The sequence below is a fragment of the Lentzea tibetensis genome, assembly GCF_007845675.1.
Classification (GTDB): domain Bacteria; phylum Actinomycetota; class Actinomycetes; order Mycobacteriales; family Pseudonocardiaceae; genus Lentzea; species Lentzea tibetensis.
Genome location: NZ_VOBR01000043.1, coordinates 12,848 through 35,415, shown reverse-complemented (window position 1 = coordinate 35,415; position 22,568 = coordinate 12,848). Strand labels below are relative to the sequence as shown.

The window sequence follows — 22,568 nt, the reverse complement described above, 5'->3', positions numbered from 1 at the left end:
GGAGAATGGCCGGCGTGGAAGAGGCGGACCTGCGCAGATCGGCATTCGGCGACCAACCAGGAGCGAACGTCTGGCAGGCGACCCGATCCCCGGACCCGAGGACCCGCTGGCTGGCCGCGGTCACCCTGGGCGCCCAGGGCCACTACGCGGCCGCGGCCACGCTCCTGGACGACCTGCGGCACACCCCGGACGCGACGATCGCCTCCCTGGCCCTCTCCACGAGGGCGTCCCACTGCCGCCAACTGGGCAACCACGCCGGAGCCCGCCACCGCGACGCGGCCGCTTTGGGCCGCGTTCGGACCGGAACGTCGACCGATCCGGACGGCGTCGACCCCGCGGGTGCCCGAACGGACGCACTGCTCGGCCTGGCGGCGGACGCGATCGGCAAAGGTGACCTCGTAGAGGCTCGCCGTCTCCACGCCAGGGCCGATCCGGCGACCTGGCGCACGCGCGTCCGGCACGGCTGGGTGGCCGCGGAGATCGAGCTCGCGGCCGGCCGGCCCGACCACGCGGTGCAACCGGCGGAGGCCGCCAAACGGGAGGCCGACGGGCGCGACAGTATTCGCCACCAGGTGAAATCCGACCTGGTGCTGGGTACCGCGTTGGTCGTGTGGGGGACACCCGAGGGGTTGACAAGAGGGGTTGAACTAGTCGAGTGTGACCTAAATCACAGTGTCACCCACGGCTTGTTTTCGTTGATCTGGCCGAGCGCTCTCGTCCTGGTGGGTCATGACCCCACGGTGGCGTCCGACGTCATCGACCGGGCGATGCAGGCTCTGAGCTGCGTGTTACGGAGAGCTGATCCCATCAGCCGACGGGTGGCGTTTGAGTCCCCGTGGGTGCCTACGTGGCTGCTCCGTTCCGGGGAACCCCCGAACGCAGACCCTCAGACGAACTTCTTGACGGATTAAGCACCGGATCGTGTCAAGGTTGGGCTCCTAGCGTCCGATAGGGGAAGTGGAACGTCACTCGGCTGCAGGAAGGAGTCCCCGTGACCACGGTCCTTATTTGCGACGACCGGCGCAGTGTGCGGGAAGGTCTGACCCGCGTGATGTCGGCTGTCCCAGGGGTTAGCCGCATCGACTGCGTAGCGCACGGTGACGAGTTGTTGGCTCGCTTCTCTCGGCAGCCGGTGGACGTCGTTCTGGTGGGAACCCAGCGCGCCGTCCCGACCGGGGTGGAGGCAACCCGGCGACTCGTCTCGGCGAATCCGCAGGCGAACGTCATCGTATTCGGTGCCCCTGACGACGCCGGCAGCATCGCGGCCGCAATCGCGGGAGGTGCGCGCGGCTACCTCAGGTGGGACGCGTCACGCCCCGAGCTGGTCGCTGCTCTCGCGCACACGCTCGCCAGCACCTCGGTGCCCGCGCCCCGACAGCCGTCGGATCCCGGAGTTCAGCTCACCGAGCGGGAGCTCCAGGTGCTGCGCGGCATGAGCCAGGGCAAGAGCAACGGACAGATCGGGCGCGAGCTCTACCTGTCCGAGGACACGGTGAAGACGCACGCGCGTCGGTTGTTCCGCAAGCTCGGCGTGCGGGACCGCGCACAGGCCGTCGCACACGGTTTCCGACGCGGGCTTGTCTCATAAGGTAAGCAAGCGTTTGCTAACCCAGCCCGGTGACATTGTCGCCGGGCTGCGGCCGTTCGGCGTGTCGCCTGCTCACGGCGGGTGTCGACACCCCACTGATGAACAGATGGCTCTAAGACCGGTACGGTGAGTGCCGCTGCGTTGAGTCATCGTTAGGGACTTGTGCAGTGTGATGTCGGTACGCCTACAAGTAACACCAGGGCTGTTGTCTGCGATGACCAACTTGGGGGACGGACTGGACGCCGAAGTGGGCGCGGCCGTCGACGGCGACCGCCAGGCGATAGAGCGCTTGCTGGCGAACATTCGTCCCCTGGTGGTGCGGTACTGCCGCGCCCGAGTTGGCAGGCAGGAGCGATCCTTCGCTTCGGCAGACGACGTCGCCCAGGAGGTGTGTCTCGCGGTGCTCACGGCATTGCCCAGCTACCGCGACCAAGGTCGGCCCTTCCTCGCGTTTGTCTACGGCATCGCGGCGCACAAGGTTGCCGACGCGCATCGGTCTGCCGCCAGGAACCGCTCCGAGCCAGTCCCGGAGGTTCCCGACGCACCGGAGACCGAAGCTGGTCCGGAGCAGCGAGCAATGCAGGGTGAGCTGTCCGAACGAATGGCTCAGCTCCTGCGAATCCTCCCTGAGAAGCAACGAGAGATCCTCCTGTTGCGGGTGGTCGTCGGGCTGTCGGCTGAGGAGACTGCCGAGGCAGTCGGTTCGACGCCGGGCGCGGTTCGGGTCGCGCAACATCGCGCGCTGGCCCGGCTCCGCAAGTCGTTGGCAGCGGAGGAGGTGGTCTGAGTGGCCGACGAGCACGAGAAGGGTGACGACGTAGTCGTGCGCGGACAGGATGAGAGAACCCCGCTCACCTCGAACGATCCCGTTGTAGGTGACGATCTGTCGGCAGTGCAGGCCGATGACAGGCTGTTGGACGCGTTGGGCGCGGCCAAGCCGAAGGCGCAGGGCACGCTCGTCGAGGACGAGCTGAACGCACTGCTGCTGGCCTGGCGCCACGACGTGGACACCGAGGTGTACGGCGAGCTCGTCGACACCGACACAGCAATCGCGACCATCGCGGCAGCACGCCCGATGGAACGCCACAGGCATCGCTTCCTCATTCCGCTCGCGAGTGCCGCCGCAGTGCTCGCGATCGCGTTCACCGGGGTCAGCCTGGTCGCGCGGGACGCCCAGCCGGGTGACGCGCTCTGGGGGCTGACGAGGGTGCTCTACTCCGAGCACGCCCGGTCCGTGGAAGCAGCGGTCGCCGTGCGCTACGACCTCGACTCCGCGCGGCTCGCGCTGCGCGAGGGCAGGGTCGACGAGGCGCGCGAGAAGCTCAGCAAGGTGGAGGACGTGCTCCCCGCGGTTCAGGCCGACGAGGGCAAGGCGCAGCTCTCCACCGAGCACAAGGAGCTCGAGAAGGAGCTCAAGACCAACACGACGACGCCGCCCGCGACGCCGCCGTTGACGTCCCCGAAGCCGTCCACGCACCCGTCGACGCCGTCGGCGACACCGAGTGTTCCGCCGTCGTCCTCGACGCCGGACCCGACTCCTCCGTCGTCGTCGCAGTCACCGCCGCCGCCGGACCCTTCCAGCAACGCGGAGGACCCGCCGCCTCCGCCACCCCCGCCACCGGCTGACCCGCCGGCGAGCGAGAGCGGCAGCACCAGTGCCGGCAACGAGGGCACTCCCTCCAACTGAGACAACAGGTGAACGGCCCCTGACCAGCGAGGTCAGGGGCCGTTCACACGTGTGGAGTTCGTCTCACCTGGCTGATTCGGTCGCTGTCACACCATCGGCGTAACCGCGGCAGTACTCCCAACTCACGTAGGAGCCGGGGTCGGGGTCGAACGCGGGCTCGTGCGGACGCATCCGCCCGTCGGCCAGCAGCTGCTCCAGCGAGGAGCGCAGCAACGCCCAGTCGTGGTAGTGCGGCTCCTGGCACTCGCCGCAGTCCACCACGATCCCGCGCACCCCTCTGTGCTGGAGCAACGCCTGGTAGACGGCGAGATCGCTGAGGTCGCTGACGAGCTCGGCGCGCTCGTCGTCGTCCATCGGCGGATGGTCGTGATCAGGCTCACCGAGGGTCAGTGCGGGGTCCTCGGGGTCGCCCGCGAAAGGGTCTGGTGGCAACGCGTCGTGCGGCACGACCCTGCACGGTACCGGGCGGACCCCGGGATGCGTCCAGATACCATGGGTCGCACCGCCTCCGCCTGCGGAAACCGCGTCCGCCGGTGGAGCGCCCACCGCACGACGGAAGGCATGCCACCCGCTATGACCAGCGAGCTCAACGCTGACGGAGTCCCGAGCAAGTTCGCCATGCTGGGGCTGACCTTCGACGACGTGCTCCTGCTGCCCGCCGAGTCCGACGTCGTCCCCAGCGGCGTCGACACGGGGACCAGGATCTCCCGCAACATCTCACTGAAGATCCCGCTCGCCTCCGCCGCCATGGACACGGTGACCGAGGGCCGGATGGCGATCTCGATGGCGCGCCAGGGTGGCATCGGTGTGCTGCACCGCAACCTCAGCGTGGAGGACCAGGCTCGTCAGGCCGAGACGGTCAAGCGCTCCGAGGCGGGCATGGTCACCGACCCGGTCACCTGCGCGCCGGACGACACGCTCGCCGAGGTCGACTCGCTGTGCGCCCGCTACCGGATCTCCGGTGTGCCGGTCACCGACCCGGCCGGGAAGCTCGTGGGCATCATCACGAACCGCGACATGCGCTTCGAGGTGGACCACAACAAGAAGGTCAGCGAGGTCATGACGAACGGCCCGCTGGTCACCGCGCAGGTCGGCGTCTCGGCCGAGGCCGCGCTGGGCCTGCTGCGCCGCCACAAGGTGGAGAAGCTGCCGATCGTCGACGGCGACGGCAAGCTGCGCGGCCTGATCACCGTGAAGGACTTCGTCAAGACCGAGCAGTACCCGATGGCCACCAAGGACCCGGACGGCCGCCTGCTGTGCGCCGCCGCCGTCGGTGTGGGCGACGACTCGTTCGTCCGCGCGATGACGCTCGCCGACGCGGGCGTGGACGTGATCATGGTGGACACGGCTCACGGCCACTCGCGCGGCGTGGTCGAGATGGTCGCGAAGCTCAAGAAGGAGCTCGGCGACTCGGTCGACATCGTCGGTGGCAACGTCGCGACGCGCGCGGGTGCGCAGGCGCTCGTCGACGCGGGCGCAGACGGCGTGAAGGTCGGTGTCGGCCCCGGCTCGATCTGCACCACGCGCGTCGTCGCGGGTGTCGGCGTGCCGCAGATCTCCGCGATCTACGAGGCGTCGCTCGCCTGCCGTCCCGCAGGCGTGCCGGTGATCGGTGACGGCGGCATCCAGTACTCCGGTGACATCGCGAAGGCCATCGCCGCCGGTGCGTCCGCGGTCATGCTCGGCAGCCTGCTCGCCGGCACCGCCGAGGCGCCTGGCGACCTGATCCTGGTGAACGGCAAGCAGTTCAAGACCTACCGCGGCATGGGCTCGCTCGCCGCCATGCAGTCCCGCGGCGACGCCAAGTCGTACTCCAAGGACCGCTACTTCCAGGACGACGTCCTCAACGAGGACAAGCTCGTCCCCGAGGGCATCGAGGGTCGCACGCCGTTCCGCGGCCCGCTGTCGCAGGTCGTGCACCAGCTCAACGGCGGCCTGCGCGCCGCCATGGGCTACACCGGTGCGCGTTCGATCCCGGAGCTGCAGGACGCGCAGCTCGTGCGGATTACCGCAGCGGGGCTCAAGGAGAGCCACCCGCACGACATCACGATGACCGTCGAAGCCCCGAACTACACAACCCGCTAGACGCTCGCTCTGGGAGAAGTGTGTCCGCGGAAAGCGCGGACCGGGTCGCTCGCCGTGTCATTTCTGGGGGCGGCCCCCAGACCCCCGGACAAAGGAGAGGAACAACAAGTGCGCGATCTGGTCGAGATCGGCATGGGCCGGACCGCGAGGCGGGCCTACGAGCTGGACGACATCGAGATCATCCCGTCGCGGCGTACGCGCTCGTCGAAGGACGTCTCGACGACGTGGCAGATCGACGCCTACCGCTTCGACATCCCGCTGATCACCCACCCGACCGACGCGATCGTGTCGCCGGGCGTGGCGGTGGCGGTCGGTGAGCTGGGCGGCCTCGGCGTGCTGAACGCCGAGGGTTTGTGGGCGCGGCACGCCGACGTCGAGGAGGCGCTGTTCCGCCTCGTGCGGGCCACGGAGGACAACGAGGACCCGGCCGCGGCCGTGCGGGTGCTGCAGGAGCTGCACTCCGCGCCGCTGCGGATGGACCTGGTCGCCGAGGCGATCAAGCAGGTCCGCGAGTCGGGTGTGACCGTCGCGGCGCGGGTCAGCCCGCAGCGCGCGGCCGAGCTGACCCCGGACCTGCTGGCGGCGGGCGTGGAGATCCTGGTCGTGCAGGGCACGATCATCTCCGCGGAGCACGTGTCGCGCGACGGCGAGCCGCTGAACCTGAAGTCGTTCATCGCGGACCTCGACATCCCGGTGATCGCGGGTGGCGTCGGCGACTACCGCACGGCGATGCACCTGATGCGCACCGGCGCGGCGGGCGTGATCGTCGGCTACGGCTACTCGCCGGGCGTCACGACCACCGACTCGGTGCTGGGCATCGGCGTGCCGATGGCGACCGCCATCGCGGACGCCGCCGCCGCACGTCGTGACTACCTCGACGAGACCGGCGGCCGGTACGTGCACGTCATCGCCGACGGTGGCGTGATGACGTCGGGCGACGTGGCGAAGTCCATCGCGTGCGGCGCGGACGCCGTCATGCTGGGCGAGCCGCTGGCCGCCGCGACCGAAGCGCCCGGTCAGGGCCTGTACTGGACGGCCGCGTCCGCGCACCCGTCCGTGCCGCGCTCGTTCGTGTCCGAGGCCGTCGACCAGGAGCTGGACCTGCGGTCGCTGCTGTTCGGGCCGTCCGCGGACCCGCGCGGCGTGACGAACCTGTTCGGCGCGTTGAAGCGGGCCATGGCCAAGACCGGCTACTCGGACCTGAAGGAGTTCCAGAAGGTCGGGCTCACCATTCGGGGCTGAACCGGTTCGGAGGACTAGGCGTTACCGCCGGTAACGCCTACTCTCCGATCCATGGGTGAACTCGCGAGTAACTTCGACGTCGTGGTCGTCGGCTCCGGTTTCGGGGGCAGCGTCGCCGCGCTGCGCCTGACCGAGAAGGGCTACAAGGTCGCGGTGCTCGAGGCCGGTCGCCGGTTCGCCGACGACGAGTTCGCCAAGACGTCGTGGAACCTGCGGCGCTACCTGTGGGCGCCGCAGATCGGCTGCTACGGGATCCAGCGCATCCACACCCTGCGCAACGTCATGGTGCTCGCCGGCGCGGGCGTCGGCGGTGGGTCGCTGGTCTACGCGAACACGCTCTACCGCCCGCTCAAGCCGTTCTACCAGGACCGGCAGTGGGCGCACATCACCGACTGGGAAGCCGAGCTCGACCCGTTCTACGACCAGGCGAGCCGGATGCTCGGCGTCGTGACGAACCCGACGACCACACCGAGCGACGTCGTGATGCAGAAGGTCGCGGCGGACATGGGCGTGTCCGACACCTACCACCCGACGCCGGTCGGCGTGTTCTTCGGCGAGCCGGGCAAGCCGGCCGAAGACCCGTTCTTCGGCGGTGCGGGACCGGCGCGCACCGGGTGCACCGAGTGCGGCGCCTGCATGTCCGGCTGTCGGGTCGGCGCGAAGAACACGCTGGTCAAGAACTACCTGTACCTCGCGGAGCACAACGGCGCCCAGGTGTTCCCCCTGACGACGGTCACCGGCCTGTCCGAGCGCGACGGCACCTGGACCATCGAGACCAAGCGCACCGGCGGCCGCGCGAAGCGCACGTTCACGGCGGGCCAGGTCGTGCTCGCCGCGGGCACCTGGGGCACGCAGCAGCTGCTGCACCGGGCGCGCGCGTCGACGTTGCCGCGCATCTCGCCGAAGCTCGGCGAGCTGACCCGCACGAACTCCGAGTCGATCATCGGCGCGGCCCGCTTCACCGTGGACCCCGAGCAGGACTTCACCCGCGGCGTCGCCATCACGTCGTCCATCCACCCGGACGAGATCACCCACATCGAGCCGGTCCGGTACGGCAAGGGCAGCAACGCCATGGGCATGCTGCAGACGCTGGCCACGGACGGCGCCGCGTCGATGCCGCGCTGGCTGCAGTTCCTGCGCGAGTCCGTGCGGCACCCGTTGCGGCTGCTCAGGTTGCTGTCGGTGCACCGGTGGAGCGAGCGGACGGTGATCCTGCTGGTGATGCAGTCGCTGGACAACTCGATCACCACGTTCCTCAGGCGCGGCAAGCTCACGTCCAAGCAGGGCCACGGCGACCCGAACCCGGCGTTCATCCCGGCCGGTCACCAGGCGAACCTGCTGGCGGCCAAGCACATCGACGGCATGCCGGGCGGCACGTGGGGCGAGTTGTTCAACGTCCCGCTGACCGCGCACTTCATCGGCGGCTGCCCGATCGGCGCGTCGGACGCGGAAGGTGTCATCGACCCGTACCACCGGGTTTTCGGGTATCCCACGCTGTCCGTTGTGGACGGTGCGGCGATCTCGGCGAACCTGGGCGTCAACCCGTCGCTCACCATCACCGCCCAGGCCGAGCGCGCGTTCTCGCTGTGGCCGAACGCCGGTGACGCCGACGCCCGGCCCGCGCAGGACCAGCCGTACCGCCGGGTGAACCCGGCCAAGCCGAAGCACCCGGCCGTGCCGTCCACAGCTCCAGCCGCATTGCGGTTGCCGGTCGTGAAGGTCTCCTGACACGGTGGAGGCATGGCCACCAAGCCCTTCGCCTCCAGCGCCGACCTCACGCCGAAGGACCAGGTGTACGTCGAGCTGGCACCCGGCGTCCACGCACTGACCGCCGAGGGTGACCCGAACGTGGGTGCGATCGAGGGCGAGGACTTCGTCGTCTGCTTCGAGGCCCGCGCCACGCCCGCCGCGGCTCGTCAGTGGCTCACCCGGTTGCGCACCGTCTGCGACAAGCCGGTGCGCTACCTGGTGCTCAGCCACTACCACGCGGTGCGCACGCTGGGCGCGTCGGCGTTCGACGCGCAGGAGATCGTCGCGCACGAGATGACCCGCACCCTGATCGCCGAGCGCGGCAAGCAGGACTGGGCGAGCGAGTACGGCCGCATGCCGCGCCTGTTCCTCGAGCCCTCCGGCATCCCCGGCCTGACGTGGCCGACCCTGACGTTCTCGGAGCGCATGACCATCCCGCTGGGCGGCGAGCGGGGTGACCTGGAGCTGCTCCACCTCGGCCGCGGCCACACCGCGGGCGACATCGTCGCGTGGCTGCCGCAGCAGCGCATCCTGTTCGCGGGTGACCTGGTCGAGTCGCAGGCGGCGCTGTACACGGGCGACGCGTTCCACGACGACTGGGCTTCCTCCACTTTGGACAACGTTGCCGCGTTGGGTGCGGAGATCCTGGTCGGCGGCCGGGGCGCGGTGGCTCGTGATCGCTACGAGGTCGACGCGGCCATCACCCAGTCCCGGCACTTCCTGAACGAGATGCGCCGCTGCGTCGGCACCGTGCACGCCGAGGGCGGCACCCTGCAGCAGGCCTTCCAGTCGGCGCACAAGGCACTGGAACCACGCTACGGCCGGTGGCCGATCTTCGAGCACTGCCTGCCGTTCAACGTGAAGCGCTACTGGGACGAGTGCGACGGGGTCGACTGGCCGGAGATCTGGACCGCCGAACGCGACCGCGCCGTGTGGGAGGCTCTGCAGTGACCTGCGGTCATGGGTTCTGGTGTGGTGAACGGGCCGTTCACGCGACTTGTCGCGGCACCGGAAGCAACCTCGAGCGTCCCGCAATGAGGAAGCGCGGGGGGCGGCCGGCGAGCGAGGTGCTGCCGCGGTGACCCCGGTGCTCGTGGTCGGCGCCGGCCCGGTGGGCCTGACCGCGGCGCTGCTGCTGGCCCGCGCGGGCGTGCCGAGCGTGGTGCTGGAGGCGGCGGAGGAGCGCAGCGCGGTCGGCAGCCGGTCGATCTGCGTGCAGCGCGACGTGCTGGAGATCCTGGAGCGCGTCGGCGTGGGCGAGGCCGTCGCCGATGCCGGTGTCACCTGGTACACCGGCCGCACGTACCACCGCGACCGGCAGGTCCTGACGATCACGTTCCCCGCGGTGCCGGGGTTCCCGCCGTTCGTGAACACGCCGCAGACCGTGGTCGAGCGCCTGCTCGAGGAACGGGTGCGCGCGGAGCCGTTGGTGGAGCTGCGCTACGGGCGCCCGGTCACCGGCATCACGCAGGGCGACGACGGCGTGTCCACGCAGGACGGTGTGCGGGGCACGCACTGCATCGCCGCGGACGGCGTGCACTCGAAGATCCGCGAGCTGCTGGGACTGCGCTTCGACGGCTACTCGTTCGACGACCGGTTCATCATCGCGGACGTCCGGGTCGACCTGGACGCCGAGACGCCCGAGCGCCGGTTCTACTTCGACCCGCCGTGGAACCCCGGACGCCAGGTGTTGCTGCACCCGCAGCCGGACGGCGTGTGGCGGATCGACTGGCAGGTGGCCGAGGACGTGCGGCTCACCGACGAGCGCATTCGCGCCATCGTCGGCGAGCGGCCGTACGAGGTGGTGTGGCAGTCGACGTACCGGTTCCACCAGCGCCGCGCGGAGCGGCTGCGGGTGGGGAGGATCCTGCTGGCGGGCGACGCGGCGCACGTGATGAGCCCGTTCGGGGCGCGCGGGTTGAACTCGGGGATCTGCGACGCGGACAACGCCGCGTGGAAGATCGCGTTCGACCGGCGCGGTGAGGCCGGGCCGAACCTACTGGCGTCGTACGACGTCGAGCGGGGTGCGGCGGCCGACGAGAACCTGCGGATCACCGGGGAGACGATGCGGTTCCTCGTGCCGCGCACGCCCGAGGAACGCGAAACGCGCGAGCGCGCACTGGAAACCGGCGAGGGCATCGACTCCGGGAAGTTGTTCACCCCGTTCAGCTACACCGAATCACCGCTCACCACGCGAGGCGGGGAGCTCCAGCCGAACAGCAGGCGGTTCGGACCGGACTTCCGCGCGGAGAACGGCGTGCTGATCCGGCCCGACGGACACGCCGCGGGGCCGGACACCGAAGCCGCCAAACGAAAAGCGCTCGGCTACAGCTGAATGCCGGTGAGCACGGTGACGCGCTCCTCGGTGAAGTCCTCCATCGCGGACCGCACGCCCTCGCGCCCCGTGCCGGACCCCTTCACGCCGCCGTAAGGCATCTGGTCCGCGCGGTACGACGGCACGTCGCCGATGATCACGCCACCGACCTCCAGCGACGCGGCGGCGTCGAACGCGACCTGCACGTCGCGGGTGAACACGCCCGCCTGCAGGCCGTAGTCGGTGTCGTTGGCCTGCTCGAACGCCTCCGCGACGTCCGACACGACGGACACCACGAGCACCGGGCCGAACACCTCGTCGCGCCACACCTGGGAGTCGAACGGCACGTCGCGCAGCACGGTCGGCTCGATCGACGTGCCGGTGCGCTTGCCGCCGGTCAGCAGCGCGGCGCCGCCGTCGACGGCCGCGTTGATCCAGTCTTCGACGCGGCGCGCGTTGTCCTCGTCGATCAGCGGGCCGACCTCGACCTCGGGGTCGTGCGGGTCGCCGGTGCGCAGCGCGGACACCGCGGACACCAGCTTCGGCACGAAGTCCGCGGCCACCGAGGCGTCCACGATCACGCGTTGCACGGCGATGCACGACTGGCCTGCTTGGTAGTTGCCGAACGTCGCGATGCGCGCCGCGGCGTGGTCCAGGTCCGTCCAATCACGACAGACGATGGCGGCGCTGTTGCTGCCCAGCTCCATCACGACGTGCTTGCGCGGCGCGGCGTCCATCAGCGACCAGCCGACCGACGTCGAGCCGGTGAACGAGATCACCGGCAGTCGCGGGTCGCGCACCAGCACGTCCATCGCCTTGCCCGGTACGGGAAGCACCGAGAAAGCACCGGCGGGCAGATCGGTCTCGGCCAGGATCTCACCGAGCAGCAACGCCGACAGCGGCGTCGCGGACGCGGGTTTCACGATCACCGGCGCGCCGACCGCCAGCGCGGGCGCGACCTTGTGCGCCACCAGGTTCAGCGGGAAGTTGAACGGCGCCACGGCGAGCACGGGGCCGCGCGGCACGTGGCGGATGAGCGCCATCCTGCCGACGCCGTTCGGGTCGGTGTCCAAGCGCTGCAGCCCGCCGGTGAACCGGCGTGCTTCCTCCGCGGCGAAGCGGAACGTGTTCACCGCGCGCGAGACCTCGATCTCCGCCCACTTCAGCGGTTTGCCGTTCTCGGCGGTGATCGTCTCGGCGATCTCCTCGGCGCGCTCGCGCAGCGCGTCCGACACGTGCATCAGCGCGGTGGCGCGCTCGTGCGCCGGGGTGCGGCGGAACTCCTTGGCGACCGCGGCCGCGGCGGCGACCGCGCGCTCGATCTGCTCCGGGCCGGGAACCGCCACCGAGGCGACCTCGGTCCCGTCGAACGGGTGGCGTACCGGCAGCGCCTGCTCGCCCTGCTCGGGGCGGCCGGCGATCCAGCACGGCCTGGGCTGCGGGGTGAACGCGTCCATGCGTCCACGTTAGGCCAGGTTTGCCTGCACGTACTCGGTCAGCCGCAGATAGTGCTCGTCGTGTTTCTCCGCGCGCTGGATCACGAACGCCGGGTTCTCCCTGATCATGTGCACCATGTCGTCCAGTCGGACGAGGATCTGGTCGATCAGGCCGTCGGTCGTGCAGCCATATGAGACGCAGAACAGCTCCATGCGCCGCAGCTGCTCGGCGGGCGTGCCGAAGTCCAGTGTGAACGTCATGCACGCGTAGCTGACGTCCCACCAGCGCGGCGCCGGGTGCGCAGTGTCGAAGTCGATCACCCCGGCCGGGCGCCCGTCGGCGAACACGATGTTGTACGACGCGAAGTCGCCGTGGCAGATCACCTCGGCGGGTTCGCGCCGCTCGAACTGCCAGCCGTCCCGGTCGACCAGGCCCACCGACGCGTCGTGCATCTGCCGCAGCATCCGGGCCGCCTCGACCAGCACGTCGTCACCGCGCAGGTGCGGCGGCAGCGGCGGGTGGCCAACCTCACCCGGCATGAAGTCGAGCACCTCGAGGCCGTCCTGGACGCCGTGCACGTTCGGGGTGAAACCGAGCGGTGCCAAGACTCCCAGCAACTCGTGCACCCGCGGCGTCCACGACGCGACCGGCCGGTGCACCGCGTCACCGACCTTGAACACCTGGTTGAGGCCGCCACCGGTCAAGAGTTCTCGTTCCACATCTGACATCCTTGCGCGGTGTCCGAAACCAGCAACCGCCCGGTGCTCGTGGTCGACTTCGGCGCGCAGTACGCGCAGCTCATCGCCCGTCGCGTCCGCGAGGCGCAGGTGTACTCCGAGGTCGTCCCGCACACCGCTTCCGTGAGTGAGCTGCTCGACAAGAACCCGCTGGCGATCGTGCTGTCCGGCGGTCCGTCCAGCGTGTACGACGAGGGCGCCCCTCAGGTCGACCCGAAGCTGTTCGAGGCGGGCGTGCCCGTCTTCGGCATCTGCTACGGCTTCCAGGCGATGGCCCGCGCGCTCGGCGGCGTCGTCGAGCACACCGGCACGCGCGAGTACGGCCGCACCGAGCTGGGCGTCACCGCCGAGCCGGGCGCGCTGCACGAGGAATTGCCCGGCCACCACCCGGTGTGGATGAGCCACGGCGACTGCGTGACGGGCGCACCCGAGGGCTTCACCGTCACCGCCACCAGCGAGGGCGCGCCGGTCGCGGCGTTCGAGAACGTCGAGCGCCGGTTCGCGGGCGTGCAGTACCACCCGGAGGTGCACCACTCGCCGCACGGCCAGGAGGTGCTGCGCCGGTTCCTGCACGACATCGCGGGCATCCGTCCACAGTGGACCACTGCGTCCATCGTGGACGAGCAGGTCGAGCGCATCCGCACGCAGGTCGGTGACGGCAAGGCCATCTGCGGCCTGTCCGGCGGTGTCGACTCCGCCGTCGCGGCCGCGCTCGTGCAGCGCGCCATCGGCGACCGGCTGACCTGCGTGTTCGTCGACCACGGCCTGCTGCGCGCGGGCGAGCGCACCCAGGTCGAGCGCGACTTCGTCGCGGCGACGGGCGTGAACCTGGTGACGGTCGACGCGCGCGAGCGGTTCCTGGACGCGCTGAAGGGCGTCTCGGACCCCGAGGAGAAGCGCAAGATCATCGGCCGTGAGTTCATCCGCGTGTTCGAGCAGGCCGAACGCGACCTGAAGGCCGAGGGCGACTACAAGTTCCTCGTCCAGGGCACGCTGTACCCGGACGTCGTCGAGTCCGGCGGCGGCGCGGGCACCGCGAACATCAAGAGCCACCACAACGTCGGCGGCCTGCCGGACGACCTCCAGTTCGAGCTGGTCGAGCCGCTGCGCGCGCTGTTCAAGGACGAGGTGCGCCGGGTCGGCACCGAGCTGGGCCTGCCGGAGACGATCGTGCAGCGCCAGCCGTTCCCCGGCCCCGGCCTCGGCATCCGGATCATCGGCGAGGTGACCTTCGAGCGGCTGGAGCTCCTGCGCCAGGCCGACGCGATCGCCCGCGAGGAGCTCACGCTCGCCGGGTTGGACCGGCAGATCTGGCAGTGCCCGGTCGTGCTGCTGGCGGACGTCCGCAGCGTCGGCGTCCAGGGCGACGGCCGCACCTACGGTCACCCGATCGTGCTGCGCCCGGTGTCGTCCGAGGACGCGATGACCGCGGACTGGACGCGCCTGCCGTACGAGGTGCTGGAGCGCATCTCGACCCGGATCACCAACGAGGTGCCCGACGTGAACCGCGTGGTTCTCGACGTGACGTCGAAGCCGCCGGGCACCATCGAGTGGGAGTGACGTGAAAAGGGCCGCCTCAGCGAGGCGGCCCTTTCCTTGTCTCTCTTAGTTGCGGCGGCGTCTGAGTGAGTTCGCCAGGAGCCCGACTCCGATCACGACCGCGATCGTCGCGAGCGCCCAGCGCGGGTCGAAGGAGAACGCCCCGTCGGTGAGGATGAACGCCGACGCGCCCAACGCGCCCAGTCCGAACAGCAGTCCCACCAGGTCGACCGGCCGCTTGATCTCGCCGTCAGTCACGGATCACACTCACCTCTCCCACGTTCGCGTAGACGTCCAGCTCGATCTTCAGACCACCGGGCCCGTCCGGCCCGTTGTCGGTCACGTCGAGCCGCGGCGACCTGCCCTCGGCGGACTCGTTGAGGCACTTGACCGTGGCGCCGACGTTCGACGCGCACGTCACCTGCACGTCCGCGTTCTTCGGCACGTGCACCCGCGCCTCGCCGACCGACACCTCGACGGCCGTCTTGACCTCGCCCGAGTTCGGCAGCTTGCGCAGGTCGAGCACGACCGAGCCGGCGCTGACCTCGTACCGCTCCTTCACGTCGGCGATCGAGGACGGCGAGGCGTTCAGGTCGCCGAACTGCGCCTGGCTGTCGAACTCGACGGACGTCATGATCAGCCCGACGATCGACAACGGCAGCACCAGCCCGATCAACCCGCGCGTACCGCCCGCGAACGCCCCGGCGATCAGCCCGAGCCCCAGCACACCCACGATCAGCCCGATGACGTGCACCGGCGAGAACCAGCTCGACCACGCCCCCGCGACCGCGGACCCGGCGACCACCAGCACCGCGATCCCGAGCGTCGCGAGCCCGATCCGCGACTTCTTCCGCTTCGGCGCGGGCGGCGGCGGAGGAGCCGACGGCTCCGGCAGGTCCCACGCGAACGGGGCCGCGCCCAGCGGATCCCAGCTCGGTGCGCCCGGCGCCGGCGTGATGGGCATCTCGGTCGTGATGGTCGCCGGTTCCAGGTGGCCGCGGTTCTTCTGCAGCAGGTAGATGCCTGCCCCGGCGAGTGCGACCGTCAGGAACACCTCGAAGCCGCCGCCGAGGATGGCTCCCGTCGCCGGGAAGAGCAGCAGGCCCAGGAGGACCGTGGTGCCCGATGCCATCGAGCTGTGGCCGCGGTGGAGTAGTGCTTCCGCGGGCGACACCGTGTCGCCCTCTTCCGGTAGCCACAGCCAGCCGAGTACGTAGAGGAGGAAGCCCGCCCCGCCTGTCAGGGCTGCGGCTACGAAGGCGATCCGTACGATCACCGGGTCGATCTGGTACCGCAGTGCGATACCCGTGGCGACGCCGCCGATCTTTCGGCCCCTCTTGGGTCTGATCGGTCGGTGCGCCCAGAAATCTCTCAGCGTGTCTCCCACGCCTGCTGCTCCGACTGTCCCGCTCACGATGTTGAGCTTGCCTGGCGTTGTGTTCGCGCACATCAGGGAGCAGCCCTGATTCGGGGGCTCAGGGTTGGTTGGCGACGTATTGCTGTGTGCTGCTCTTGGGTTCCTTTGGTTGGGGCTCCGCCCCTGCCCCCGCCTGGGCTCCGCCCCGGACCCCGGCACCACCGGAGGCCTCGGGCTGGTTTCCGTAGATGGTTGCTTTGGTGGTGGGGTCTCCGTACGGCGCACCTGAGGCAGCCGCATTTCGAGGGTGGGGTCAAGACAAAAAGGCGTCTTGACCCCACCCTCGAAATGCGGCAGGGCTTCGCCTGCGCCGTACGGAGACCCCACCACCCGCTGGTTTCATTGGTCGGCTCGCCTTCGGCTTCGCGGGCTTTGGGGTGCTCGCCTTCGGCTTCGTGCCTTCGGCACTACAAGCTTGAGACGGCTCGCCTGCGGCATCGCGGGCTTGGGGTGCTCGCCTTCGGCATCGTGCCTTCGGTGATCGCTGGTTTTGGGACGGCTCGCTTTCGGCATCGCGGGTTGGCGGGTGTGTGCGAAGCCGCTGGATGTGAGCCCGTACACCCACCCCTGTGCGATCAACCAGGGGCATCCCTGATGTCTTCGCAGCTCACTCGTGTGACCATCGAACTGTGAGTGCACGCATCGAGCCGATGCGCCGCAGGCGTTCCGGCCGGGTGGTCGCGGGCGTCGCAGGCGGCCTGGCTGACCATCTCGGCGCCCCGGTCTTCTGGGTGCGCGCGGTGTTCGCCCTTTTGACGGCCATCAGTGGTGTCGGTATTGCGGCCTACGCGCTGCTGTGGATGTTCGTGCAGCAGCAGCCGGTCACGGAGGCCGAGCCGGTCACCGATCGGCGGGAGTGGCAGCAGGCCGTTGGGCTCGCGGCGCTGGGGCTCGGGATCGCGGTGTTCACCGGGTTGCTGGCCAACACTGCCAGTGCGTGGATCACCGGGCCCATCGCTGTGGCGCTGGTCGGTGCGGCTGTGGTGTGGCGCGAGGCCGACGAAGCGCAGCGGAGGAGGTGGACCGACGGTGCTCTCAGCCGGGGAAGGGCGGGGATCGTGCGGGCCGTCGCTGGAGCGCTGCTGGTGGGTGTGGGGATTGCCGCGTTCCTGTTGAACAACATCAGCTTCGACGTGTTGCCCGGTGCGTTGGTGGCCGTGGTGGCGACGCTCATCGGGGTTGCGGTGTTGACGGTGCCCCTGTGGATGCGGTTGGTCCGGGATCTCGGGGAGGAACGCACCAAGCGCATTCGCACCGAGGAGCGGGCGGAGATCGCGGCTCACCTGCACGACTCGGTGTTGCAGACGTTGGCGCTCATTCAGAAGCAGGCGGAGAGTTCGCGTGAGGTGAAGCGGCTGGCGCGCAGTCAGGAACGGGAGTTGCGCAGCTGGTTGTACGGGCGTGAGGTGGGGGAGCAGCCGCAGACGATCAGTTTGGCGATCGCGCAGGCCTGTGCCGAGGTGGAGGACGACTTCGCCATCGCGGTGCCGCAGGTCGTGGTCGGGGACTGCGAGTTGGAGGACGGGTTGTTCGCGCTCGTGCAGGCCGCGCGGGAGGCGATGGTCAACGCAGCGAAGCACGCCGGGGTCAGTGAGGTCAGCGTGTACGCCGAGGTCGAGCCCGAGAAGGTGACCGTGTTCGTGCGGGATCGGGGCAAGGGGTTCGACCCGGACGCCGTTCCGGAGGACCGGCATGGCCTCTCCGGGTCCATCCGGGGGAGGATGGACCGGCACGGCGGGGAGGTGCGGTTGCGCACGGCCCTGGGAGAGGGGACCGAGGTGCAGCTCGAGATGCCGAGGAAGACGGAGGCCAGGACGTGAGCGTCAGGGTGTTCCTGGTGGACGACCACGCGTTGTTCCGCGCCGGGGTGCGCGCCGAGCTCGACAGCATCACCGACGAGGTCGAAGTCGTCGGTGAGGCGGGCAGTGTCGGTGAGGCCGTGGCCGGGATCAACCACCACAAGCCGGACGTCGTGCTGCTCGACGTGCACATGCCGGACGGCGGCGGCGCCGAGGTGCTGCGGCAGATCCGCGCCTCCAAGCAGGAGGTCGTGTTCCTCGCGCTGTCGGTCAGCGACGCCGCCGAGGACGTCATCAACGTCATCCGCGCCGGTGCGCGGGGCTACGTCACCAAGACGATCTCCAGCCAGGAGCTGGTGAAGGCCGTCGTGCGGGTCAGCGAAGGCGACGCGGTGTTCTCGCCGCGGCTCGCCGGGTTCGTGCTGGACGCGTTCGCGGACCGGCCCGGTGCGGCGCCGATCAGCGACCCCGAGCTCGACCTGCTGACGCCGCGCGAGCGGGACGTGCTCAGGCTGCTGGCGCGCGGGTACGCGTACAAGGAGATCGCGTCCGAGCTGTTCATCAGCGTCAAGACGGTCGAGACGCACGTGTCGAGCGTGCTGCGCAAGACGCAGCTGTCCAACCGCTACGAGCTGTCCCGCTGGGCAACGGACCGCAGGCTGGTCTGACGTTGATCAAGAGAATCGCCCGCGGCGCCACCGAGGTGCTCGCGCCGTGGGTCTGGGTGCTCACGTTGCCGTTCGCCGTCGCGGCCGCCACCGAAGGGCTCTGGCAGACGCTGCTGTGGGGCCTCGTCGTGGCGATGACCGCGAGCGTCATCCCGATGGCCGTCATCGTGCGCGGCGCACGCCAGGGCAAGTGGGACGGCCACCACGTCACGAACCGCGAGGGCAGGCTCGTCCCGCTCCTCGTGGCCGGGGCGTCGCTGACGGCGGGCATGGTGATCCTCGTGCTCGGCGGAGCGCCGCACCAGATGCTCGCGCTCGCCGGGAGCATGTTCGCGTCGTTGCTGGTCAGCATGGCCATCACGTTCGGCGCGAAGTGGAAGATCTCGCTGCACGCGGCGGTCGCGTTCGCCGCGGTCGTCACGCTCGCCCTGATCTACGGCCCGTGGCTGCTGCTGATCGCGTTGCCCGCGGCGTTCGTGGCGTGGTCACGCGTGGAGCTCGGCGATCACACGACCGCGCAGGTTCTCGCCGGTTCGGTCATGGGCGTGGTCGTGGGCGGCGGCAGCTTCTGGGCGCTCAACCAACTCTTGTCGGGGTCGTGAAGATCTTCATCTTGTTGTCGATCCGCGCGACCTCGATCTCGAAGAGGCCCTTTTCCGTGCCCTGCTTGGTGGTCATCGTGAGGTTCGCCTGGACCACCCAGTTGGGGCCGTGGCTGCGCACCGTCTTCGGGTCGGTGCACCCCACGAAGTCGTAGATCTTCCACACGGCCCGGTAGTCCTCCAGCGACTGACGGCCCTGCGGGGCGAGGTTCTCCCACGCCCGGTCGGGGTTCTCCGGCAGCAGGGCGTAGTGCTCGGCCACGAACTGAGACGCCTCGGCCGGGGAGTAGAACCTGTCCTCCGGCGCCGTCGTCGGGAACTGGGCACCCGAGGACGTGGAGGCGGTGTGCTCGGGCCACCACACCGCTGCCGCCGTGCCGGACATCGCCAGCAGCGCGACCGCGCCGAGCACCACGAGGGTCCGCGTGCGCGGCAGCTTCCTCCGGGGCTTGGCGGGCACCGGCAGCGGCTGGGAGATCTGCTCGGGTGTCAGCAGCACGGCGGCCTCGAGCGCGCTCGGCCGTGCGGCCGGGTCGACGGACAGGAGGCGCTTGAGCGTGTCGGTGAGCGGGCCCGCCTTCTTGGGCTCCTGCACGAGACCGCTGGCGGCCCGGTAGAGCAGGCCGAAGCTGTTGTCGCTGTGCCCGAACGGCGAGGTGCCCTCGACCGCCGCGAACAGGGTCGCACCCAGGGAGAACACGTCCGACGCGGTGTTCGGCTGCTCGCCGCGCGCGACCTCGGGTGGCAGGTAGGCGGGGGTTCCGGCGATCATGCCCGTCTCGGTCAGCGTCCCGTCGCCGGTCGCGCGGGAGATGCCGAAGTCGGTGATCTTGACGGTGCCGTCCCGTCCGATGAGGACGTTGCCCGGCTTGATGTCGCGGTGCACGATGCCCGCCTCGTGCGCGGCGGCCAGTGCCGATGCCACGTGGCCGCCGATCCGCGCCGCTTCCTCCGGGGTGAGCGGTCCGTCCTCCGCGATGACCGCGGAGAGGCTGCGGGACGGGAGGTATTCCATGACCAGCCACGACGCCTCGTCGTCGTCGAGCACGTCGTACACGGCTACGGCGTGCGGGTGGTGCAGTCGCGCGGCGTTCCGCGCCTCACGCATCGCCCGATGGTGATCTGGGGTGACGAGCTGTTTCACCGCTACCTCGCGGCCCAGCACCTCGTCCCGCGCCCTCCAGACCACCCCCATCGCTCCACTGCCGATGCGTTCCAGCAGCGAGTAGCGGCCCCCAACAGGTGTCACACACGCAGACTAATCAATGGTCGAGACCAGCTTCTGCAGTTCGCGGTCGAAGTCGATCCACAGATCCTCTTCGCCGGGCTGAACGACGTCGTAGGACTGGTCGAGGAACTCGGCCACCTCCTCGGCGACGGCGCTCAGGATCGCGAAGCCGGTCGGCGCGTTCAGCTCGACCAGAACCCGCTCCGGGTCGTCGGTCGCCGGCCTGACCAGGATGTCGCCCTCGCCGGACGGCGTCAGCAGGCCGTCGGCCAGCAGATCCCGTGCGAACATCCACTCCACCCTGCCCTGGCCCGTGTGGAACACGACGGCCACGGCGTAGGGGTCCTCCGGGTCGTAGACGAGCTCAGCCTCGACCGGTGCGGGTGCCACGCCGGGGGCCAGCAGGTGGAACGTGGTGTTAGCACGAACCGTCAGGTTTTCGTTGCTCATTGTCACTGTCCTTCCCAGCCGTTCGAACCGCTCTCACATGAGGAGACGGCCAAGTGACCGGATACGGACGCGATTTGTCTTGGAACCATCCTATTGGGGGAGACGGCCGTCTCACTTGTCAGCGTTTTACCAGGTCATGCATCTCGTTTGGTGAGACGGCATCCGCCTTGGACTGGGCCGTCTGCCGACGGGTCATGGCCACGCCGAGTAGCACCACGAGCATTCCGGCGACCACGCGCAGGTTCAGCTGCTCGCCGAGGAACGCCGCGCCCAGCAGCACCGAGACGACCGGCAGCAGGTACCCGACGGTCGTCGCCGTGGTCGCGCCCTCGTCCGCGATGACGCGGTAGTTGAGGATGAACGCGACGCCGGTGCCGAAGATGCCGAGGATCGCGACGGCCACGAAGCCGGACCAGTGCGGCGTGATGGGCTGGAACCCGCCCGCCGGCAGTGCGAGCGTGATGAGGCCGGCGCCGCTGACCAGCTGCATCGCGGACAGCTGCTGCGTCGAGAGGCCCGTCTTGTCCATGTAGCGGCCGACGTAGGTGTACGCGATCGCGTACGAGGCGGCGGCGACCAGGCACCACACCGCGCCCCAGCTGGCCAGACCGCTCTTCTCCCACGGCGCGAAGATCAGCAGGACGCCCGCGAAACCGAGCACCAGTCCGATCAGCCGGACCGGGTTGCTCCACTTCTCGGAGCCCAGGGTCAGGCCGATGAACACGGCCCACAGCGGCGTTGTGGCGTTGAGCACACCGGACACGCCGGAGTCGACGGTCTGGCCGCCGACGGCGAACAGCGTGAACGGGATCGCGCAGCCGAACGTCGCGACGAAGATCATGTGCCGCCACGTGGCGGCCTGGCGCGGCAGCGACTGCCGCATGGTGCGCAGGAGCACGAGCAGCACCACGGCGCCGAGAACGGTCCTGATCAGCGAGATCTGAACAGGACTGAAGCTCGTCAGCGCGATCTTGATCCACAGGAAGCTGGATCCCCACAGCAGGGCGAGTACACCCATCCTGATCAGCGTGCCTGGCTTGTTCACACGTCCACCATGCGTCCGGAAACGCGTAAAAACAATTTAATTGATCTGCACAACCTTTAAGCCCAGCTGTAAGGTCGGGTCATGTTGGACGTGCGACGCATGCAGGTGCTCCGGGCGGTCGTGACCACGGGTTCCATCACCGCCGCGGCGACCAACCTCGGCTACACGCCGTCGGCCGTGAGCCAGCAGGTGGCCGGTCTCGAGAAGCAGGCCGGACTGCCGTTGCTGGAGCGCGTCGGCAGGGGCGTGCGGCCCACCGCGGCCGGACGGCTGCTGACCGAGCACGCGGCCACCATCGCCGACCAGCTGTGCCTGGCCGAGACCGCGCTCGCCGACCTGCGCGCCGGTCGCACCGGACGGCTGCGCGTCCGCTACTTCGCCACCGCGGGCGCCGCGCTGGTGCCGCCCGCCGTGGCCGCGTTCCAGGCCGCGCACGGGTCCGTGAAGCTGGACCTCAAGCTCACCGAGCCGACGGACCCGCTGGTCGAGATCGAGTGCGGCCGCGCGGACGTGGCGATCACCGTCCTGCCGCGCGACGCCGCGTCGCCGAAGGGCATGCGGCTGATCCACCTGCTCGCCGACCCGTACCTCGCGGTGCTGCCGCGCGGTCACGAGCTGGCTCGCAAGCGCGTGCTGGACCTCGGCGACCTGGCCGACCGGCCGTGGGTCGACTCGATGCTGCCGCCGGGGCCGTGCCGCCAGATCGTGCTGGACTACTGCGCCGCGGCCGGGTTCAGCCCGCAGTTCGTGGTGGAGAGCGACGACTACCTGACCGCGCAGGGCTTCGTGGCCGCAGGCCTGGGCGTCTCGATCGTGCCGAAGCTCGGACTCGGTTCACCGCACGCGGGCGTCGTGGTGCGCAAGCTGCGCAGGCCCGAGCCCATCAGGAACATCTACGCGCTGGTCCGCGAGGACATCAGCGAGAACCCGGCCGTGCGGCACTTCATCACCGCGCTCCAGGCGGCCGCGCTCGGCTGAGCC

The 22,568-nt window shown here is 69.8% G+C and carries 22 protein-coding genes; 14 read left to right on the top strand and 8 right to left on the bottom strand.

The window, feature by feature from the left end:
- Positions 1 to 5: 5 nt before the first annotated feature.
- From FKR81_RS39760 to FKR81_RS39745, 4 genes are all read left to right on the top strand, one after another.
- Entirely contained in the window at positions 6 to 911 is a 906-nt protein-coding gene (locus tag FKR81_RS39760; protein WP_235922184.1) for a hypothetical protein, read from the top strand.
- Between the two features lie 80 nt (positions 912 to 991).
- The gene (locus tag FKR81_RS39755; RefSeq protein ID WP_015805222.1) at positions 992 to 1,588 is read left to right on the top strand and encodes a response regulator transcription factor; all 597 of its coding nucleotides are present in this window, start codon (positions 992 to 994) and stop codon (positions 1,586 to 1,588) included.
- A 214-nt stretch (positions 1,589 to 1,802) separates the two neighbouring features.
- On the top strand, positions 1,803 to 2,375 hold the full coding sequence (locus tag FKR81_RS39750) for a sigma-70 family RNA polymerase sigma factor (protein WP_146360198.1): 573 nt from the start codon (positions 1,803 to 1,805) through the stop codon (positions 2,373 to 2,375).
- Entirely contained in the window at positions 2,376 to 3,275 is a 900-nt protein-coding gene (locus FKR81_RS39745; protein ID WP_146360196.1) for an anti-sigma-D factor RsdA, read from the top strand.
- Between the two features lie 63 nt (positions 3,276 to 3,338).
- Here FKR81_RS39745 and FKR81_RS39740 read toward each other — a convergent pair whose 3' ends face one another.
- Positions 3,339 to 3,722, bottom strand: coding sequence for a DUF5319 domain-containing protein (locus FKR81_RS39740; protein ID WP_186763449.1), 384 nt, complete (start codon positions 3,720 to 3,722; stop codon positions 3,339 to 3,341).
- A 126-nt stretch (positions 3,723 to 3,848) separates the two neighbouring features.
- Here FKR81_RS39740 and guaB point away from each other — a divergent pair, with 126 nt between their 5' ends.
- The 5 genes from guaB (at position 3,849) to FKR81_RS39715 (ending at position 10,686) form a co-directional block, all read left to right on the top strand.
- Positions 3,849 to 5,360: an IMP dehydrogenase gene (gene guaB, locus FKR81_RS39735; protein WP_146360194.1), complete on the top strand. Its 1,512-nt coding sequence runs from the start codon at positions 3,849 to 3,851 to the stop codon at positions 5,358 to 5,360.
- Positions 5,361 to 5,468: 108 nt separating this feature from the next.
- Entirely contained in the window at positions 5,469 to 6,602 is a 1,134-nt protein-coding gene (locus FKR81_RS39730) for a GuaB3 family IMP dehydrogenase-related protein (RefSeq protein ID WP_146360192.1), read from the top strand.
- 51 nt (positions 6,603 to 6,653) lie between these two features.
- Positions 6,654 to 8,330: a GMC family oxidoreductase gene (locus tag FKR81_RS39725; protein WP_146360190.1), complete on the top strand. Its 1,677-nt coding sequence runs from the start codon at positions 6,654 to 6,656 to the stop codon at positions 8,328 to 8,330.
- A 12-nt stretch (positions 8,331 to 8,342) separates the two neighbouring features.
- Positions 8,343 to 9,302, top strand: coding sequence for an MBL fold metallo-hydrolase (locus tag FKR81_RS39720; protein ID WP_146360188.1), 960 nt, complete (start codon positions 8,343 to 8,345; stop codon positions 9,300 to 9,302).
- 127 nt (positions 9,303 to 9,429) lie between these two features.
- Positions 9,430 to 10,686, top strand: a complete 1,257-nt coding sequence (locus FKR81_RS39715; RefSeq protein WP_235922183.1) for an FAD-dependent monooxygenase — start codon at positions 9,430 to 9,432, stop codon at positions 10,684 to 10,686.
- On the opposite strand, the gene FKR81_RS39710 is transcribed toward FKR81_RS39715, so the two are convergent.
- Complete coding sequence (locus tag FKR81_RS39710) at positions 10,677 to 12,122, bottom strand: aldehyde dehydrogenase family protein (protein WP_146360186.1); 1,446 nt, start codon at positions 12,120 to 12,122, stop codon at positions 10,677 to 10,679. The two genes, FKR81_RS39715 and FKR81_RS39710, sit on opposite strands and share 10 nt — an antisense overlap.
- A 9-nt stretch (positions 12,123 to 12,131) precedes the next feature.
- A complete protein-coding gene (locus tag FKR81_RS39705) occupies positions 12,132 to 12,821 on the bottom strand; it encodes an aminoglycoside phosphotransferase family protein (protein WP_146360184.1) in 690 nt (229 codons plus the stop codon).
- Positions 12,822 to 12,839: 18 nt separating this feature from the next.
- Here FKR81_RS39705 and guaA point away from each other — a divergent pair, with 18 nt between their 5' ends.
- A complete protein-coding gene (gene guaA / locus FKR81_RS39700; protein ID WP_146360182.1) occupies positions 12,840 to 14,399 on the top strand; it encodes a glutamine-hydrolyzing GMP synthase in 1,560 nt (519 codons plus the stop codon).
- A gap of 45 nt (positions 14,400 to 14,444) precedes the next feature.
- Here the strand turns inward: guaA and FKR81_RS39695 are convergent, their stop codons facing one another.
- Positions 14,445 to 14,636, bottom strand: a complete 192-nt coding sequence (locus FKR81_RS39695) for a hypothetical protein (RefSeq protein WP_146360180.1) — start codon at positions 14,634 to 14,636, stop codon at positions 14,445 to 14,447.
- Positions 14,629 to 15,828 carry a PspC domain-containing protein gene (locus FKR81_RS39690; RefSeq protein WP_146360178.1) on the bottom strand — a complete coding sequence of 400 codons (1,200 nt, stop codon included), beginning with the start codon at positions 15,826 to 15,828 and terminating at the stop codon, positions 14,629 to 14,631. The genes FKR81_RS39695 and FKR81_RS39690 overlap by 8 nt, the downstream gene beginning before the upstream one ends.
- Positions 15,829 to 16,445: 617 nt before the next feature.
- Here FKR81_RS39690 and FKR81_RS39685 point away from each other — a divergent pair.
- From FKR81_RS39685 to FKR81_RS39675, 3 genes are read left to right on the top strand one after another with little or no spacing between them, the layout of a single operon-like run.
- On the top strand, positions 16,446 to 17,615 hold the full coding sequence (locus tag FKR81_RS39685; RefSeq protein WP_146360235.1) for an ATP-binding protein: 1,170 nt from the start codon (positions 16,446 to 16,448) through the stop codon (positions 17,613 to 17,615).
- Positions 17,612 to 18,262 (top strand): response regulator, encoded by a 651-nt coding sequence (locus FKR81_RS39680; RefSeq protein ID WP_146360176.1) that lies wholly within the window; start codon positions 17,612 to 17,614, stop codon positions 18,260 to 18,262. The genes FKR81_RS39685 and FKR81_RS39680 overlap by 4 nt, the downstream gene beginning before the upstream one ends.
- Before the next feature lie 5 nt (positions 18,263 to 18,267).
- Positions 18,268 to 18,864 carry a phosphatase PAP2 family protein gene (locus tag FKR81_RS39675; protein ID WP_146360234.1) on the top strand — a complete coding sequence of 199 codons (597 nt, stop codon included), beginning with the start codon at positions 18,268 to 18,270 and terminating at the stop codon, positions 18,862 to 18,864.
- Here the strand turns inward: FKR81_RS39675 and FKR81_RS39670 are convergent.
- From FKR81_RS39670 to FKR81_RS39660, 3 genes are all read right to left on the bottom strand, one after another.
- The gene (locus FKR81_RS39670) at positions 18,839 to 20,113 is read right to left on the bottom strand and encodes a serine/threonine-protein kinase (protein ID WP_268891607.1); all 1,275 of its coding nucleotides are present in this window, start codon (positions 20,111 to 20,113) and stop codon (positions 18,839 to 18,841) included. The two genes, FKR81_RS39675 and FKR81_RS39670, sit on opposite strands and share 26 nt — an antisense overlap.
- Positions 20,114 to 20,122: 9 nt before the next feature.
- Positions 20,123 to 20,542, bottom strand: coding sequence for an SsgA family sporulation/cell division regulator (locus FKR81_RS39665; RefSeq protein ID WP_146360174.1), 420 nt, complete (start codon positions 20,540 to 20,542; stop codon positions 20,123 to 20,125).
- Between the two features lie 118 nt (positions 20,543 to 20,660).
- Entirely contained in the window at positions 20,661 to 21,560 is a 900-nt protein-coding gene (locus FKR81_RS39660; protein WP_146360172.1) for a DMT family transporter, read from the bottom strand.
- A 108-nt stretch (positions 21,561 to 21,668) separates the two neighbouring features.
- Here FKR81_RS39660 and FKR81_RS39655 point away from each other — a divergent pair, with 108 nt between their 5' ends.
- Positions 21,669 to 22,565, top strand: a complete 897-nt coding sequence (locus FKR81_RS39655; protein ID WP_146360170.1) for a LysR family transcriptional regulator — start codon at positions 21,669 to 21,671, stop codon at positions 22,563 to 22,565.
- Positions 22,566 to 22,568 lie beyond the last annotated feature (3 nt).